This is a genomic window from Streptomyces sp. NPDC013457 (genome assembly GCF_043089925.1).
Classification (GTDB): domain Bacteria; phylum Actinomycetota; class Actinomycetes; order Streptomycetales; family Streptomycetaceae; genus Streptomyces.
In genome coordinates, this window is record NZ_JBICBL010000004.1 from 343,175 (window position 1) to 359,149 (window position 15,975).

A 15,975-nucleotide genomic window follows, 5' to 3' on the forward strand; every position below is an offset into this window, starting at 1 on the left:
GGACTGATCGGGTCGGCCGGGGTCGGCCGGTGTCGATCGGGGCCGGCCGGTGTCGATCGGGGCCGGTCCGGCCTCGAAGCGTCAGCGGCGGTCGAAGCTGAAGAGCTGGCCCCTGGCGTCCGTACGACACGGCCCCTGGGCCAGCTTCGCCCAGGCGGCGGCCCGGTCGCCGACGACGGTGACGCAGGAGTTCGCGGTCGCCGAGCCTCTCGGGACGATGCGGTAGCCGGTCACCGGGGTACCGAAGGGCTCCAGGCGGAACGTTTCCACGCGCGACGGGTCCCCGCACTCGGAGTCCTCGAACGCGGCGTCGGGGATCCGGCCCCCGGAGGGGATGCCGGAACAGCCGGGGCCGTAGTCGGGGTGGTCGGAGACGATCCGCCACTCCCCGGATCCGAGGTCCTTGAGGGAGTACCGGGGGACGTCGGCGCCCTCGCACTCCCGCTGATGGATCTGGCCGCTGCGGCCGCCTCGCCGCTCGTTCAGGCAGAGGTCCGAGCCGATCACCCGTATGCGTACGTCTCCGGTGGCCGGCGAGGTGAGGGCCCTGGCCGCGGCCTTCGGGCGGTCGCCGCCCTCGTCCCGCACCAGGGCGGCGACCACGCTCACGGTGGCGAGGACGAGGCCGGTGACGGCGACGACGGTGACGAGCGTCCGCGGTATCCGGGGGCCGGGGTCGGCGTCGGCGGCGGCGTCGTGGTCGGGACCGGGTGGCGAAGGCTCGGGGCCGTGGACGGAGTCGGGGCCGAGGTCGGGGACGGGTGCCTGCGCCGGCCCCGCCGGCCACTCGGTCCCGGACTCCTCGGCATCGTGCTCCCCGGTCTCCTCCTCCAGCCCCTCGGGGCCGCCCCCGTACACCCCTCGTACCGCGAGTTCCTCGCGGACCGACTGCCAGTCCTCAAGCGCTCCGGGCGCCACTCCGCACGCGCGGACGAAGGACGTCAGGAGTTCCTCACGGGGAACGGTCGAGCGGGCGAGCATGTTGGCCACGGTCGAGCGGGGCAGGACGTCGCCGAGCGCCTCCGCCCGGGCCGACAGCTCGCGGTAGGTCAGTCCGGACCAGTCCTTGAGTGCCTGGAGCCGCGCGATGAACGAGGCGGCGTCGGTGGCCCCGCGCGGGTCGGGGGCGCCGTCCGCGCCGGCGTGTCCCTCGGTCATGCGTGCTCGCCGCCCCTCCCCCGGACAGGGTTGGGACATGTCCGGGACAGCCCCAAGCCTTGTTGATCCGGCTGTTCGACTCAAGAGTGGAAATCGGCAATTCCGGCCCCGGGCCGGAACCGCCACGGGGGAGACACGGGGGAGCACGGGAACGGAAGGGCCCCGATCGTCCACGGGGGGACGATCGGGGCCCTTCGGTGTCGGGACGGCTCGGGACCGAGGTCCCGGCCGGGGTGGGGTCGGAAGACCCGTCCCGGCCGGGTGGGGTCAGAAGACCGATTCCGCCTCGGACATCCGGCTCGACGGGACGGTCTTCAGCTGCGTGACGGCCTCGGCCAGCGGAACCATGTGGATGTCGGTGCCGCGCAGCGCCGTCATCCTCCCGAAGTCGCCCCGGTGCGCGGCCTCCACGGCGTGCCAGCCGAAGCGGGTCGCGAGCACCCGGTCGTACGGCGTCGGCGTGCCGCCGCGCTGGACGTGACCGAGGATGACCGGCCGGGCCTCCTTGCCGAGGCGTCGCTCCAGCTCGATGGCGAGCCGGGTGCCGATGCCCTGGAAGCGCTCGTGACCGTACTGGTCGATCTCGCCCTTCTTGTACTCCATGGAGCCCTCGGCCGGGTGCGCGCCCTCGGCCACGCAGATGACGGCGAACTTCTTGCCGCGCGCGAAGCGCTCCTCGACCATCTTGACGAGGTCGTCGACCTGGAAGGGACGCTCGGGCAGGCAGATGCCGTGGGCGCCGCCGGCCATGCCGGACTCCAGCGCGATCCAGCCGGCGTGCCGGCCCATCACCTCGACGACCATCACGCGCTGGTGGGACTCGGCGGTGGTCTTGAGACGGTCTATGGCCTCGGTCGCCACGCCCACGGCGGTGTCGAAGCCGAAGGTGCGGTCGGTGGAGGAGATGTCGTTGTCGATCGTCTTGGGGACACCGACGACGGGCATGCCGGCGTCCGCGAGCATCCGGGCGGCCGTGAGGGTGCCCTCGCCACCGATCGGGATGAGCACGTCGATGCCGTACTCCCTGGCCAACTCCGGGGCGGACGCGGCGGCTTCGGACAGCCGGTTGCGCTCCAGGCGGGCCGAGCCGAGGATGGTTCCGCCGCGGGCGAGGATGCCGCTGACCGCGTTGAGGTCGAGGGGGCGGAAGTGCCCGTCGAGGAGACCCTTGAACCCGTCCTCGAAGCCGATGACTTCGTCGCCGTGGCCGGTGAGCGCCCGGTGTACGACCGACCGGATCACTGCGTTCAGGCCAGGGCAGTCGCCGCCTGCGGTGAGAACTCCGATGCGCATCGTGCCGTGTCTCCTGCTCGGTAGTGGTACGTGTGAGCTCCGTCGATTCTCCCACGTCCGGCGCGGCGCTCGCGCTCCCGGCGGCTCCGCGGACCCGTCCCGGAGGGCCTTTCGTCCCCTTTTACGGGCCCTTCGCCCGGCGGGCGTCCTATCCACCCCCAGAGGTATTGTCAAGAGGGCTATGCCACCCTATCGGGGTTTTTTGAACACACTCGGTTGACGCGATCGGGTGGACGGAAACGGGACAGGAGACCACGGCGTGACGCGCAGCGTGTACGTGACCGGGATCGACCGCGGGGACGGCCGGCAGGTCGTCGAGCTGGGAGTCATGGAGCTCCTGACCCGCCAGGTGGACCGGGTGGGGGTGTTCCGGCCCCTGGTGCACGACGGCCCCGACCGGCTCTTCGACCTGCTGCGCGCCCGCTACCGGCTCTCCCAGGACGCGGCGAGTGTCTACGGCATGGACTACCACGAGGCGTCCGCGCTCCAGGCCGAGCAGGGTACCGACGAACTGGTCTCCCGGCTCGTTGCCCGCTTCCATGCTGTGGCCCGGGAGTACGAGGTCGTCCTCGTCCTCGGTACGGACTTCGCCGCCACCCAGCTCCCCGACGAGCTGGCGCTCAACGCGCGCCTCGCCAACGAGTTCGGCGCCTCGGTGATACCCGTGGTGGGAGGAAAGGGCCAGCCGGCCGAGTCCGTACGGGCCGAGGCGCGCAACGCCTTCCGGGCGTACGACGGACTGGGCTGCGACGTACTCGCGATGGCCGTCAACCGGGTGGCCGCCGACGACCGGGCCGCCATCGCCGAACGGCTCGCGGCCCGGCTGCCGGTGCCCTGTTACGTCCTCCCCGACGAGCCCGCGCTCTCGGCCCCCACGGTTGCCCAGATCACCCACCACCTGGGCGCCTCGGTCGTGCTCGGCGACGACGCGGGCCTGGCGCGCGACGCGCTGGACTTCGTCTTCGGCGGCGCGATGCTGCCGAACTTCCTGAACGCGCTGACCCCCGGCTGTCTGGTGGTCACCCCCGGGGACCGCGCCGACCTCGTCGTCGGGGCGCTCGCGGCGCACTCGGCCGGCACCCCGCCCATCGCCGGTGTCGTGCTCACCCTCAACGAGCGTCCCAGCGACGAGATCCTGACCCTGGCCGCCCGGCTCGCGCCCGGCACCCCGGTCATCTCCGTCCCCGGCAACAGCTTTCCCACGGCCGCCGAACTCTTCTCCCTCGAAGGGAAGTTGAACGCCGCCACGCCCCGCAAGGCGGAGACCGCGCTCGGTCTCTTCGAGCGGCACGTGGACACCGCCGATCTGCTGAAGCGGATCTCGGTGGCCCGCAGCGGGCGGGTCACGCCCATGATGTTCGAGCACGAACTCCTGGAGCAGGCCCGCGCCGACCGCCGTCGTGTGGTCCTGCCGGAAGGCACCGAGGAGCGCGTTCTGCGCGCGGCGGACGTGCTGCTGCGTCGGGGCGTCTGCGACCTGACGCTCCTCGGCGACGTCGAGGTCATCCGCAAGAAGGCCGCCGACCTCGGCATCGACCTGTCGTCGCCGTCGACCCAGCTGATCGACCCTCAGACCTCCGAGCTTCGGGACGCGTTCGCCACGAAGTACGCCGAGCTGCGCGCCCACAAGGGCGTGACGGTGGAGCTGGCGTACGACGTCGTCTCGGACGTCAACTACTTCGGGACGCTGATGGTCGAGGAGGGACTCGCCGACGGCATGGTCTCCGGCTCGGTGCACTCGACGGCGGCCACCATCCGTCCGGCGTTCGAGATCATCAAGACGAAGCCCGAGGCGTCGATCGTCTCGTCCGTGTTCTTCATGTGCCTGGCCGACAAGGTGCTGGTGTACGGGGACTGCGCGGTGAACCCGGACCCGAACGCGGTGCAGCTTGCGGACATCGCCGCGCAGTCGGCGGCCACCGCGGCCCGATTCGGTGTCGAGCCGCGGATCGCGATGCTGTCGTACTCCACCGGCACCTCGGGCTCCGGCGCCGACGTCGACAAGGTCCGCGAGGCGACGAAGCTGGTACGGGAGTCCCACCCGGAGCTGCGGATCGAGGGCCCCATCCAGTACGACGCGGCCGTCGAGCCGTCCGTGGCGGCGACCAAGCTGCCGGGGTCGGAGGTGGCCGGTCAGGCGACCGTGCTGATCTTCCCGGACCTCAACACCGGCAACAACACGTACAAGGCCGTGCAGCGTTCGGCCGGCGCCGTGGCCGTCGGCCCGGTCCTGCAGGGTCTGCGCAAGCCGGTGAACGACCTCTCGCGCGGCGCGCTCGTCAGCGACATCGTCAACACGGTCGCCATCACGGCGATCCAGTCCCAGACCCCCCAGGCCCCCGAGGGCCAGTCCCAGGAGCTCCCCGCATGACCGGCACCGCGACCCGCGTCCTCGTCCTCAACTCCGGCTCCTCGTCGGTTAAGTACCAGCTGCTCGACATGCGTGACCGGAGCCGGCTGGCGGTCGGCCTGGTGGAGCGGATCGGCGAGGAGACCTCGCGTCTGGTCCACACCCCGCTGCAGGGCGGCGGAGGTGCCCGGCGGGAGCGGACCGGCGCCATCGCCGACCACGCGGCCGCCCTGAAGGCGGTGGCGGAGGAGCTGTCGGCCGACGGCCTCGGCCTCGACTCCCCCGAACTGGCCGCGATCGGCCACCGGGTGGTGCACGGCGGACTGCGGTTCACGGCGCCGACCGTGATCGACGAGGAGGTGCTCGCCGAGATCGAGCGGCTCGTCCCGGTCGCGCCGCTGCACAACCCGGCGAACCTGACCGGGATCCGTACGGCGATGGCGCTCCGCCCCGACCTGCCGCAGGTCGCGGTCTTCGACACCGCCTTCCACACGACGATGCCGGAGCCCGCGGCCCGGTACGCGATCGACGTCGAGACGGCGGACGCGCACCGCATCCGGCGGTACGGCTTCCACGGCACCTCGCACGCCTATGTGTCCCGTGAGACGGCGAAGCTGCTGGGCAAGGAGCCGGAGGAGGTGAACGTGATCGTGCTGCACCTCGGCAACGGAGCCTCGGCCTCGGCCGTCAGGGGCGGGCGGTGCGTGGACACCTCGATGGGGCTCACCCCGCTGGAGGGCCTGGTCATGGGCACGCGCTCGGGTGACGTCGACCCCGCGGTGACCTTCCACCTCAAGCGGGTCGCGGGGATGACGGACGACGACGTGGACACCCTCCTGAACAAGAGGTCCGGGCTCGTCGGGCTCTGCGGCGACAACGACATGCGGGAGATCCGCCGCCGGATCGACGAGGGCGACGAGCGGGCGGCCCTCGCCTTCGACATCTACATCCACCGGCTGAAGAAGTACATCGGGGCGTACTACGCGGTACTCGGGCGGGTGGACGCGGTCGCGTTCACGGCGGGTGTCGGCGAGAACGCGGCTCCGGTGCGGGAAGCTGCGATCGTGGGCCTGGAGGAGCTGGGCCTGGCGGTGGACGCCGATCTCAACGCCGTACGGTCCGGCGAGGCACGGATCATCTCGCCGGCGTACGCGCGGGTGGCGGTCGCCGTGGTGCCGACGGACGAGGAGCTGGAGATCGCGCGCCAGAGCTACGACCTGGTGGCCCCGGCCGCTCCGGAAGTGAACGCCTGAGCGACCCCGCGCCCATTTGTACTTTCCACCAGACGGAATATTCCGCAGTGAAACAAACCGATAGGATCCGCCTCATGCGCCGTTCCAAAATCGTCTGCACGCTGGGCCCCGCCGTCGACTCGTACGAGCAGCTGAAAGCGCTCATCGAGGCCGGTATGAACGTGGCCCGATTCAACATGAGCCACGGGACCCAGGCAGAGCACCAGGAGCGGTACGACCGTCTCCGCAGGGCGGTGGCGGACACCGGCCGCGCCGTCGGTGTGCTCGCCGACCTCCAGGGCCCCAAGATCCGTCTGGAGACCTTCGCGGAGGGTCCCGTCGAGCTGGTGCGCGGTGACGAGTTCACCATCACCACGGAAGACGTCGCGGGTGACAAGTCCATCTGCGGCACCACGTACAAGGGCCTGCCCGGAGACGTCTCCAAGGGCGACCAGGTCCTGATCAACGACGGCAACGTCGAGCTGCGGGTCGTCGAGGTCGAGGGGCCGCGGGTCAAGACCGTGGTCATCGAGGGCGGTGTCATCTCGGACCACAAGGGCATCAACCTGCCGGGTGCCGCGGTCAACGTCCCGGCCCTCTCCGAGAAGGACGTCGAGGACCTCCGTTTCGCGCTCCGTATGGGCTGCGACATGGTCGCCCTCTCCTTCGTCCGCGACGCCAGCGACGTCAAGGACGTCCACAAGGTGATGGACGAGGAGGGCCGCCGGGTCCCCGTCATCGCCAAGGTGGAGAAGCCGCAGGCGGTGGAGAACATGGCCGCCGTCGTCGCGGCCTTCGACGCCGTCATGGTGGCCCGCGGCGACCTCGCCGTGGAGTATCCGCTGGAGAAGGTCCCGATGGTGCAGAAGCGCCTCGTGGAGATGTGCCGCCGCAACGCCAAGCCGGTCATCGTCGCCACCCAGATGATGGAGTCGATGATCACCAACTCCCGCCCCACGCGCGCCGAGGCCTCCGACGTGGCCAACGCGATCCTGGACGGCGCGGACGCGGTCATGCTCTCGGCGGAGTCCTCCGTCGGCGCCTACCCGATCGAGACCGTGAAGACGATGTCGAAGATCGTCGCCGCGGCCGAGGAGGAGCTGCTCTCCAAGGGCCTCCAGCCGCTCGTGCCCGGCAAGAAGCCGCGCACGCAGGGCGGTTCGGTCGCCCGCGCGGCCTGCGAGATCGCGGACTTCCTGGACGGCAAGGCCCTGATCGCCTTCACCCAGTCCGGCGACACCGCCCGCCGCCTCTCGCGCTACCGCACGATCCAGCCGATCCTGGCCTTCACCACCGACGAGGCCACCCGCAACCAGCTCACCCTGAGCTGGGGCGTGGAGTCCTTCCTCGTGCCGTTCGTGGAGACCACGGACGCGATGGTCGACATCGTCGACGCGGAGCTGCTGAAGCTCCAGCGCTACAACGAGGGCGACACCATGGTCATCACGGCCGGCTCGCCCCCCGGCGTCCCCGGCACCACGAACATGGTCCGGGTGCACCACCTGGGCGGCGACGGCCGCGACTGACGCGCCGAGCCAGGCCTCCGGGCCATGACGAGGGCCCCCGTCCGGATCGGACGGGGGCCCTCGTCATGTCGGGCTGCGGTCAGCCGGGCTCGACCGTGTTGCGCAGGCCGGGGACCGTGAGCGTGCCGCCGAACTGGCCGGCCTGGGTCACCTCGACGTCGGTGAAGATCGCGAACGGCACGTCGAGCGGCGGCGGGGTCTCCGGGCTGAAGGTGACCGGGATGATGCCGAAGAGGTTGCCCTTCAGCTTCTCCGTGTACATGGTCACGGTGCCGTTGCTCATGGTCGACGTCGAGCCCTTGTCGGAGCGGACGTGTCCCGTGTAGCCCTCGGAGTGGACGGTGCGCTGGTGCAGGTCCTTGATGTCCACACCGTCCTTCGCGGTGAACTTCAGGACCTTCTTGATCTTTCCGCTGCCCGTCTTCACCTCGACGATGCCGTGGTACTTGAGGCCCTTGAGCGTGAGCCTCGTGCTGTTGAGGATCCACGGCTCGTCCGGGAGCAGCGGGATGCCGGGCTCCAGCTCCGCGGCCGCGAGCGCCTCGGGGTCGGCCTCGGGACACGGGAAGCGCGGCTTGGCGCCCTCCGGTATGTCCTCGTCCTTCTTGGCGTCGAGGCCCTTGGCGTCCTCCGGCAGCTCCTCGACCTTGGCGCCGGCCTTCTCGGCGGCATCCTTGATCGCTTCCTTGGCGGTGTCGACCGGGTCGTCGGCGGTGGCCTCGCCCGGCTTGGGCGCCGTGGTCGACGGCGTGTCGTCGGGCTCGGCCGTCGGCTTCCCGGCCGGCTCCTCGGTCGGCGGCTTCGTCGCGGAGGCGGTCGGCGCCGGCGTGGCCGTCGGAGTGGCGTCCGGCCCGTCGAAGAGGTCCTTGATCTTGTCGCCGAGGCCCAGCGGGTCGAGCGGGTTGACGCTCTTCGTCGGGGTCGGCGTCGGGGCCGGGGCCTGCTGCTCCTCGGCGTCCGGGTTCGTCGTGGCCGTCGCCGAGGGGGTGGCGGTCGGCTTGGGCGCCTCCGGCTCCTCCGTCGTGCCGGGCTTCGGCGATCCGGTCGGGTCCGGGCTCTCGCTCGCGTCGGCCGTGGGCTTGGGCTTCGGCGTCTCGGCGGGCTTCGTCGACTCCTCGGCCACCGGCTCGTCCGAGCGGGTCACGCACGGACCGGGCGCGAAGGGGATGTCCTTCTCGTCGGCGAGGGCGAGCTTGGGCGCCATGCCCATGCCCATCAGGACCGCGGTCGGCATGGCGGCAAGGGCCATCGCCTTGCCCGCGGGTCCCTGGATCTTGTTCAGCAGCGACTTGCGCGGTGCCGCGTGCCGCGGACCCCTGCGAGCCAGAGTGGCGTCGTCCGCAGCCGTCGCCGACTGCGCCGACTGTGTTTCGTCACCCCGCACTGTTCCTCCCGCCGTTGGCGTCGATCGTCGATTCGGTCGCCTGCGCACCGGGACCCGCGTGCGGGTCCGGCTCCTCACCGGCGCGCTGCTCCGGAACCGCGGCCTTCCCGAAGTCGACCGGCTGGGTCTCCTCCGGCGCCTCGGATCCCTGCGGCTGACCGTCGTACTCGTGCTCGCCCGCCTCGGCGCCCGTCGGCTCGCCGGCCGGTATCGCGGTCTCCTGCACCGGAGCGCCCGGGGCCCACGCGACGGAGAGTCCGCCACCGATCAGGGCCAGCAGAAAGCCCATGAAGAAGCCGCCGAGGTTGGAGACCGGGATGGAGACGAGCGCCAGCACGATCGCCGCGACACCCGCGAAGACCCGTACGACGGGCTGGAACCACATCGTCAGTCCGAGCGTCACCAGGAGCACGCCGATGATCAGCGCTCCGGCGCCGCCCGTCGTCGCCATGGCGATCGTCATGTTGCCGAGTCGCAGGTCGGCGTACGGGAAGTAGGCGATCGGTACGCCGCCGATCATGGTGAACAGACCGGCCCAGAAGGGCCGGCTGCCCCGCCAGTCGTGGAAACGGCGCTCGCGCTGGCTCGGGACTCCGCGGGAAGCAGTGGACTCGGCGCTCATGGAAAACAGCTCCCTGGAAGCGGTGTTGCTGAGAAATGTGGAGAAGGTGGCGCTATGGCCGGGAACGGGCGGGGCCGTACGGAACGAACGACGGCCCTCGCCCGCCGGGCGGTTGTGCCAGATGCCGCACCGAGTGACTACTCGGTGAAGCACTCCTTGGTGCCCTTGTGCAGCTTCAGGCTCAGGTTGCTGAGCTTGAACGTTCCGGCCGTGGTCGCCCACGCCTTCTGCTCCACGTTGGTGAGCTTCGCCGTCTCGGCGCGCTGCGAGAAGCCGTAGGGGTTGGCCTTCGTACCGGGCTGGATGCCCGGCTTGCCCTCGGACTTCGGGAGCGAGCCCGCGGCCACACCGATGTCGATGTTGCCGAACTCGGCGTCCGCCTTCAGCGAGGAGACATCGAGGTAGATGTCCTTCGCGTAGACCGGCTTGTTCTTCTCCGTACCGGCGCGCAGCTCGAGCGACACGTTGCCGATGAACGGCACGTTCGGCGTCACCACGGACTGGCACATGTTGGTGATCCAGGCCTCGGAGAAGCCCGAGACACCGACCGGCTCCGCGAAGGGCTTGCCTTCGAGGTCCTTGCCGGACGCCACGCTGCCGTACTGGACGAAGTCATTGCCGACAAGGCTGTCGGCCTTCACCTTGAACTCCTGGCCGGAGATGCTGAAGGACGCGGCGAGCGCGCCCTGAGCCAGGCCGACACCGATCGCGGCCGTCGCGGCCACACTCGGCACCATGACGACGGCGAACCGCTTCCATCTGGTCCCGCCACGAACCTGGGACTTCATGAGAATCCTCCTTCTCGGACGTACATCTCCGGATGGGCCCAGGGGCCCGTCCTGGGATGGGAGAAGTGCTACGTCCTCGGGAAGGAGCGCCGAACACCGGGCGCGAGGAGCGTCCGACTTCACCGGCGATCACCCCCGAGCGACAACCACTGGCCACGCCTTGCGCGCAACCTCTTGGACAGGCCCTGCCGGTGAGAGCAGGAACCCCCCTGTCCACGGCCGGCGCCACTGTCGCCGACCCGCTCGGTGGGGACCCTCGCCGCCGCCCCGGTTGGGTGCCGGGGTGCGGTACAGGACCGAGCGTCGCCGATCGTGGTCCATTACGGGCCGGGGCACAAGGGGGTTCGTTACTGACTAGTAACGGCTGGATAACCGCGCCACGACGGGGCGATGTCGCCCGGCCACACAGGGTGCAGTCAAGTGAGGTGACATAGGAGGAGGATGGCGGTGAAACCCGGACAGAAATCGGGGTTCGATTTACTGCAAGTAACAGCGGCCGCGATTACCAAGTTTTGGTAAAGCGCGGCCGCGTTTTGTCACTGTGTCGCCAAATCGGTGCTGTCCCGGGCGGGATGGAACGGGTCAGAACAGCACGCGTGCGAGGGCCTGACGGGCCGTCGTGACCCGCGGATCGTCCGGACCGATGACCTCGAAGAGTTCCAGGAGCCGCAGCCGTGCCGCGTCCCGGTCCTCACCGGCCGTGCGCCGCACGGCGTCCACGAGACGGCTGAAAGCGTCCTCGACATGACCGCCCACCAGATCGAGGTCGGCGGCGGCGATCTGCGCGGTGACGTCGGCCGGGTCGTCGGCCGCGTTCTTCCGCACCTGCTGCGGGTCCATGTCCTGCACCCGGGCGAGCAGTTCCGCCTGGGCGAGGCCCAGCTTGGCCTCCGGGTGGGCGGGGTCGTCGGCGAGCACGTTCTTGTACGCCTGGACGGCACCGCCCAGATCACCGGCGTCCAGCGCCGACATGGCCGCTTCGAGCAGCGCGTCGTACGGACCGGCCGGCGCGGGGGCGGCTGCGGCCGACGCACCGTCGGCCGCGGCGTCCGGGTCCACGGCGATACCCGTGAGGCCGAAGCGCTCCTCGCCGACCTGGATCAGCTGGTCCAGGGTCTCGCGGATCTGGGCCTCGGGCGCGGCACCCTGGAAGAGCGGCAGCGCCTGGCCGGCGACCACCGCGAAAACGGCCGGAATCCCCTGGATGCCGAACTGCTGCATCAGCATCTGGTTGGCGTCGACGTCGATCTTCGCCAGGAGGAAGCGGCCGTTGTACTCGACGGCGAGCCGCTCCAGGAGGGGGCCGAGCTGCTTGCAGGGCTCGCACCACTCGGCCCAGAAGTCGATGACGACCGGAACCTCGGCGGAGCGCTGGAGGACATCGCGCTCGAAGCCGGCCTCGTCGACATCGATCACCAGGGCGGAGGGGGCGACGGCCGTGGGCCCGCCCTGCCGGGCGGCCTGCGCGCGAGCCTGCTCCGCCTTGGCCTTGGCCTCTCCGGCCGCCTTCACCGCGGCGAGGTCGACGACGCCGCTCATGGACATGTTTCTGGGCTGCATGAGTACATCCTCCCCCCTCCGCGCGCGTAACCGGTAAGTCATGGCTGAACCGCACACCAAGGTGCACGGTTCCCTTCGGTCGCGCCGGGTCCCCACCCGGCGCATGTGGTTGTCGCTCAGGCCGGTCGAGGCCTTTCGCTACAGGTCGTAGCGTAACTGTCCCGGTCGGCTCGCGGGAAGGACTGCCCGGTGAACTGGCTCACATCACGCACCTCTGGCGCAATACCTACCGGCGGGTATGGTCGACCTCCATGTGTAGCCGCACCAGTTCCCGCAGCTCCCGGAGCCGTACCGGACGCCCGCGCAGTGTCGAGGCCGATGCCGCGATCCTCGAGGCGACCCGGGCGGCGCTGGTCGAACTGGGCTGGTCCAAGCTGACGATGGGCGACGTGGCCGGCCGCGCGGGGGTGGCCAAGACCACCCTCTACCGGCGCTGGGCGAGCAAGAACGAACTGGTCGTGGACGCCGTCGCCGTCCTCTTCGACGAACTCGAACTGCCCGACCTCGGTTCCCTCCAGGCCGACATCGAGCATGTGGTCCTCCAGTTCGCCGCGCTGCTCCAGCGGCCGGAGACCAAGACGGCGCTGATGGCCGTGGTGGCGGAGTCCACCCGGGACGAACCGCTGCGCGAGCGCATCCGCACCTCCATCGTGGACCGGCAGAAGCGGCTCGTCCTCGAGGGCCGTCAGCGCGCCCAGGAGCGCGGCGAACTCCCCTCCGACCGGGACCCGACGTCGGTCGACAGCACCGACGACCTGATCTTCGACGTGATCGCCGGCGCGGTGGTCCACCGCGCCCTGGTGAGCGCCGAGCCGGTCGACGCGGCCTGGGTCCAGCGCTTCACGGCGCTGCTCATCGGGGGTCTGGGCGCGGCGGCGGCCACACCCTAGGGTGATCGCCGTGACGATCACCCTGAACAGCACTGTGCGCACGCTTCTGGACGACCCCAACCCGGCGATCCTGGGCACGGTCCTCCCCGACGGCTCTCCGCAGAACTCCGTGGTCTGGGTGGCCAGGGACGGCGACGACCTGCTGATCTCCAGCCAGGACGGCCGCCGCAAGGTGCGGAACATCCAGGCCGACCCGCGGGTCAGCCTGCTCGTGTACGACGTCGAGGACCCGCAGCTGTACGCCGAGATACGGGGCACGGCCACGGTCACCGAGGACGTCGGGCGGGCGTTCGCCGTCGCGGTCGAGGAGCAGTACGAGGGGCCCGGCTCCGGCCAGGGCTACCTCGAACTGCCGCCGGAGGTGGTGCGGGTGGTCATCCGGATCACGCCGGTGAAGGTGGCGGGCACGGCCGCCGCGTAGCCCGGAGAAGAAGGAAGGGGCGGTACGGGAGGTCCCGTACCGCCCCTTCTCGTCCGGGGGTGTGCGGCTAGAAGCCCGGGGGCTCGGTGTAGATGCCCCACTCCTCGCGGAGCACGCCGCAGATCTCGCCGAGCGTGGCCTCCGCCCGTACCGCGTCCAGCATCGGGCCGATCATGTTCGAGCCGTCGCGGGCCGACGCCAGCATCGCGTCCAGCGCGGCGCGGACCCGCGCGTCGTCGCGGCGGCCCTTGCGCTCGCCGAGGACCCGGACCTGCTCCCACTCGACCTCGTGGCTGACACGGAGGATCTCCAGGTCGCCGGTGACGGAGCCGTGGTGGACGTTGACGCCGACGACCCGCTTGTCGCCCTTCTCCAGCGACTGCTGGTACTGGAAGGCGGACTCGGCGATCTCGCCGGTGAACCAGCCGTCCTCGATCCCGCGCAGGATGCCGGAGGTGATCGGGCCGATGGGGTGCTGACCGTCCGGGTGGGCGCGGCGGCCGCGCTCCTTGATCTGGTCGAAGATCTTCTCGGCGTCGGCCTCGATCCGGTCGGTGAGCTGCTCGACGTACCAGGAACCGCCCAGCGGGTCGGCCACGTTGGCCACACCCGTCTCCTCCATCAGCACCTGCTGGGTGCGGAGCGCGATCTCGGCGGCCTGCTCGCTGGGGAGCGCCAGGGTCTCGTCGAGGGCGTTGGTGTGCAGCGAGTTGGTGCCGCCGAGGACCGCGGAGAGCGCCTCGACCGCGGTCCGTACGACGTTGTTGTACGGCTGCTGGGCGGTGAGCGAGACACCGGCGGTCTGGGTGTGGAAGCGGAGCCACTGCGCCTTGTCGGTCTTGGCGCCGTAGACCTCCTTCATCCAGCGGGCCCAGATCCGGCGGGCGGCGCGGAACTTGGCGATCTCCTCGAAGAAGTCGAGGTGCGCGTCGAAGAAGAAGGAGAGGCCGGGCGCGAAGACGTCGACGTCCAGGCCGCGGGAGAGGCCGAGCTCCACGTAGCCGAAGCCGTCGGCGAGGGTGTACGCGAGCTCCTGCGCGGCCGTCGCTCCGGCCTCGCGGATGTGGTAGCCAGAGACGGAGAGCGGCTTGTACGCGGGGATGCCCTGCGCGCAGTGCTCCATCAGGTCACCGATGAGGCGCAGGTGCGGCTCGGGCTGGAAGAGCCACTCCTTCTGCGCGATGTACTCCTTGAAGATGTCGGTCTGGAGCGTGCCGTTGAGCACGCCCGGGTCGACACCCTGGCGCTCGGCGGCGACCAGGTACATGCAGAAGACGGGCACGGCGGGCCCGGAGATGGTCATCGAGGTGGTGACGTCGCCGAGCGGGATGTCCTTGAAGAGGACCTCCATGTCGGCGGCGGAGTCGATGGCGACACCGCAGTGGCCGACCTCGCCGAGCGAGCGGGGATCGTCGGAGTCGCGGCCCATGAGGGTGGGCATGTCGAAGGCGACCGAGAGCCCGCCGCCGCCGGCGGCCAGGATCATCTTGTACCGCTCGTTGGTCTGCTCGGCGTTGCCGAAGCCGGCGAACTGGCGGATGGTCCAGGTCCGGCCGCGGTAGCCGGTGGGGTGCAGACCCCGGGTGAAGGGGTACTCGCCGGGCCAGCCGATGCGCTCGAAGCCCTCGTAGGTGTCCCCGGGCCGGGGACCGTAGACGGGCTCGACCGGATCACCGGAGAGCGTGGTGAAGTCTGCGTCCCGCTTGCGGGCCTTGTCGTACCGGGCCTGCCAGCGTCGGCGGCCTTCCTCGATCGCGTCTGCGTCCATGCTTCGAATTTACTAGGACGTCCTAGTAAATGTCGATGGCAAACCCCCGCACATCCGTGCGGGGGGTGTGGCGCCGGGCCGGGTCAGGCCTTGGCGGGAGCCGGCTGCGCGCCGCTGACCAGCGGAAGCGTCTCGCGGACGACCTTGCGCTCGACGAAGAAGGCGGCGAAGGGAATCGTCCCGGACAGCAGCACCCACAGGAGCTTGCCGAACGGCCACTTCGCCTTGGAGCCGAGGTCGAAGGCGAAGATCAGGTAGATGATGTAGAGGACGCCGTGGGCCTGGGAGACCGCGAAGGTCACGTCCTCGCCCATGTCGAACCCGTACTTGAAGACCATGCACGTGCAGAGCACGAGCAGCATGACGGCGGTGATGTACGCCATCACGCGGTAACGGGTCAGCACGCTGGATTTCATGCCGTCGAGCGTAACGGCACGTTCCGGGCGATCTTCGGGCGGGCCCGGTTCCGGTCAGCTCTCGTCGAAGTCGTGCGCGTCCACCCGGAGCGGGCGCAGCATCGCGAAGATCTCCCCGCACTCCTCGGCGTCGTAGGCCCCGAGCCCGAAGTCCATCGCCATCAGGTCGCGGGTGGCGGCCTCGACCACCTCGCGCCCCTTCTCGGTGATCGAGGCGAGGGTGCCACGGCCGTCGTTGGGGTTGGGCCGCTTGTCGACGAGACCGGACTTCACGAGCCGGTCGACGGTGTTGGTGACCGAGGTCGGGTGGACCATCAGCCGCTCACCGATCTTGGACATCGGCAGCTCACCGGCCTTGGAGAAGGTGAGCAGCACCAGCGCCTCGTACCGCGCGAACGTCAGTCCGTACGGCTTGACGACGGCGTCGACCTCCGCGAGGAGGATCTGGTGGGCGCGCATGATCGAGGTGATCGCGGCCATCGAGGGGACCGGCCCCCAGCGCTTCTGCCAGAGTTCGTCGGCACGGGCGATGGGGTCGAAGGGGAGACTGAGCGGCTTCGGCACGCG

General features: G+C 70.4%; 14 protein-coding genes. 5 read left to right on the plus strand and 9 right to left on the minus strand.

Going from position 1 to position 15,975, the window contains the following annotated elements; genetic code table 11:
• Positions 1–81: 81 nt before the first annotated feature.
• Both ACF1G2_RS13360 and ACF1G2_RS13365 read right to left on the minus strand, forming a co-directional pair.
• Positions 82–1,158, minus strand: coding sequence for a helix-turn-helix domain-containing protein (locus ACF1G2_RS13360; RefSeq protein ID WP_391798378.1), 1,077 nt, complete (start codon positions 1,156–1,158; stop codon positions 82–84).
• A gap of 267 nt (positions 1,159–1,425) precedes the next feature.
• On the minus strand, positions 1,426–2,451 hold the full coding sequence (locus tag ACF1G2_RS13365; protein ID WP_391798379.1) for an ATP-dependent 6-phosphofructokinase: 1,026 nt from the start codon (positions 2,449–2,451) through the stop codon (positions 1,426–1,428).
• A gap of 259 nt (positions 2,452–2,710) precedes the next feature.
• On the opposite strand from ACF1G2_RS13365, the gene pta reads away from it, so the two are divergent.
• The 3 genes from pta (at position 2,711) to pyk (ending at position 7,559) form a co-directional block, all read left to right on the plus strand.
• Positions 2,711–4,822, plus strand: coding sequence for a phosphate acetyltransferase (gene pta, locus ACF1G2_RS13370; RefSeq protein ID WP_391798380.1), 2,112 nt, complete (start codon positions 2,711–2,713; stop codon positions 4,820–4,822).
• A complete protein-coding gene (locus tag ACF1G2_RS13375) occupies positions 4,819–6,054 on the plus strand; it encodes an acetate kinase (RefSeq protein ID WP_391798381.1) in 1,236 nt (411 codons plus the stop codon). Before pta ends, ACF1G2_RS13375 begins: the two co-directional genes overlap by 4 nt.
• Before the next feature lie 74 nt (positions 6,055–6,128).
• A complete protein-coding gene (pyk, locus tag ACF1G2_RS13380) occupies positions 6,129–7,559 on the plus strand; it encodes a pyruvate kinase (protein ID WP_391798382.1) in 1,431 nt (476 codons plus the stop codon).
• A gap of 79 nt (positions 7,560–7,638) precedes the next feature.
• Here pyk and ACF1G2_RS13385 read toward each other — a convergent pair whose 3' ends face one another.
• The 4 genes from ACF1G2_RS13385 to ACF1G2_RS13400 all read right to left on the minus strand — a co-directional run bounded on the left by ACF1G2_RS13385 (position 7,639) and on the right by ACF1G2_RS13400 (position 11,913).
• Complete coding sequence (locus tag ACF1G2_RS13385; protein WP_391798383.1) at positions 7,639–8,943, minus strand: hypothetical protein; 1,305 nt, start codon at positions 8,941–8,943, stop codon at positions 7,639–7,641.
• Positions 8,933–9,565: a DUF6114 domain-containing protein gene (locus ACF1G2_RS13390; RefSeq protein ID WP_391798384.1), complete on the minus strand. Its 633-nt coding sequence runs from the start codon at positions 9,563–9,565 to the stop codon at positions 8,933–8,935. Before ACF1G2_RS13390 ends, ACF1G2_RS13385 begins: the two co-directional genes overlap by 11 nt.
• Positions 9,566–9,702: 137 nt before the next feature.
• Positions 9,703–10,353 carry a DUF6230 family protein gene (locus ACF1G2_RS13395; RefSeq protein ID WP_352191711.1) on the minus strand — a complete coding sequence of 217 codons (651 nt, stop codon included), beginning with the start codon at positions 10,351–10,353 and terminating at the stop codon, positions 9,703–9,705.
• Positions 10,354–10,935: 582 nt separating this feature from the next.
• A complete protein-coding gene (locus ACF1G2_RS13400; RefSeq protein ID WP_391798385.1) occupies positions 10,936–11,913 on the minus strand; it encodes a tetratricopeptide repeat protein in 978 nt (325 codons plus the stop codon).
• Positions 11,914–12,164: 251 nt separating this feature from the next.
• On the opposite strand from ACF1G2_RS13400, the gene ACF1G2_RS13405 reads away from it, so the two are divergent.
• Positions 12,165–12,803, plus strand: a complete 639-nt coding sequence (locus ACF1G2_RS13405; protein WP_352191709.1) for a TetR/AcrR family transcriptional regulator — start codon at positions 12,165–12,167, stop codon at positions 12,801–12,803.
• A 10-nt stretch (positions 12,804–12,813) separates the two neighbouring features.
• A complete protein-coding gene (locus tag ACF1G2_RS13410) occupies positions 12,814–13,224 on the plus strand; it encodes a PPOX class F420-dependent oxidoreductase (RefSeq protein ID WP_391798386.1) in 411 nt (136 codons plus the stop codon).
• 67 nt (positions 13,225–13,291) lie between these two features.
• Here the strand turns inward: ACF1G2_RS13410 and ACF1G2_RS13415 are convergent, their stop codons facing one another.
• The 3 genes from ACF1G2_RS13415 to ACF1G2_RS13425 form a co-directional block, all read right to left on the minus strand.
• On the minus strand, positions 13,292–14,992 hold the full coding sequence (locus ACF1G2_RS13415) for a methylmalonyl-CoA mutase (protein ID WP_391798387.1): 1,701 nt from the start codon (positions 14,990–14,992) through the stop codon (positions 13,292–13,294).
• Positions 14,993–15,075: 83 nt separating this feature from the next.
• Positions 15,076–15,408: a DUF3817 domain-containing protein gene (locus ACF1G2_RS13420; protein WP_352191706.1), complete on the minus strand. Its 333-nt coding sequence runs from the start codon at positions 15,406–15,408 to the stop codon at positions 15,076–15,078.
• Between the two features lie 54 nt (positions 15,409–15,462).
• Complete coding sequence (locus ACF1G2_RS13425) at positions 15,463–15,972, minus strand: MarR family winged helix-turn-helix transcriptional regulator (protein ID WP_391798388.1); 510 nt, start codon at positions 15,970–15,972, stop codon at positions 15,463–15,465.
• Between the last annotated feature and the right edge of the window lie 3 nt (positions 15,973–15,975).

Coding starts and splice junctions, on each gene's coding strand:
- ACF1G2_RS13400 (WP_391798385.1), bottom strand. CDS start 11,913: ATGCAGCCCAGAAACATGTCCATGAGCGGCGTCGTCGACCTCGCCGCG.
- ACF1G2_RS13395 (WP_352191711.1), bottom strand. CDS start 10,353: ATGAAGTCCCAGGTTCGTGGCGGGACCAGATGGAAGCGGTTCGCCGTC.
- ACF1G2_RS13415 (WP_391798387.1), bottom strand. CDS start 14,992: ATGGACGCAGACGCGATCGAGGAAGGCCGCCGACGCTGGCAGGCCCGG.
- ACF1G2_RS13360 (WP_391798378.1), bottom strand. CDS start 1,158: ATGACCGAGGGACACGCCGGCGCGGACGGCGCCCCCGACCCGCGCGGG.
- ACF1G2_RS13375 (WP_391798381.1), top strand. CDS start 4,819: ATGACCGGCACCGCGACCCGCGTCCTCGTCCTCAACTCCGGCTCCTCG.
- ACF1G2_RS13405 (WP_352191709.1), top strand. CDS start 12,165: ATGTGTAGCCGCACCAGTTCCCGCAGCTCCCGGAGCCGTACCGGACGC.
- ACF1G2_RS13365 (WP_391798379.1), bottom strand. CDS start 2,451: ATGCGCATCGGAGTTCTCACCGCAGGCGGCGACTGCCCTGGCCTGAAC.
- pyk (WP_391798382.1), top strand. CDS start 6,129: ATGCGCCGTTCCAAAATCGTCTGCACGCTGGGCCCCGCCGTCGACTCG.
- ACF1G2_RS13390 (WP_391798384.1), bottom strand. CDS start 9,565: ATGAGCGCCGAGTCCACTGCTTCCCGCGGAGTCCCGAGCCAGCGCGAG.
- ACF1G2_RS13420 (WP_352191706.1), bottom strand. CDS start 15,408: ATGAAATCCAGCGTGCTGACCCGTTACCGCGTGATGGCGTACATCACC.